Annotated in this window: 1 protein-coding gene; it reads right to left on the bottom strand. The window is 62.5% G+C overall.

Going from position 1 to position 232, the window contains the following annotated elements:
• Positions 1–91: 91 nt before the first annotated feature.
• On the bottom strand, positions 92–232 hold a 141-nt coding region (locus tag SB751_RS35650), incomplete at its 5' end, for a fumarylacetoacetate hydrolase family protein (protein ID WP_410749689.1).

Genomic DNA, 232 nt, shown 5'->3' with positions numbered 1-232 from the left:
CCGACGTCCGCGCAACTATACAGCAGCCATATTGAGCGAGCGCCGCGCGCCACGTTCGGCGAAGTGGCGCGTAGTCTCGACGACGATGGCGTTACACCGGCTTGATTTCGTTACGGATGACACCCACGCCGACAATGTCGGTTTCCATGATGTCCCCCGGTTTCAGAAATTCCGGCGGCTGACGGGCGAAACCGACGCCCGAGGGCGTGCCTGTCGCGATGATGTCACCGGC

The sequence above is a fragment of the Cupriavidus sp. SIMBA_020 genome, assembly GCF_046535395.1.
Taxonomy (GTDB): Bacteria; Pseudomonadota; Gammaproteobacteria; order Burkholderiales; family Burkholderiaceae; genus Cupriavidus; species Cupriavidus campinensis.
This window is presented reverse-complemented; position numbering and strand designations above follow the sequence as displayed.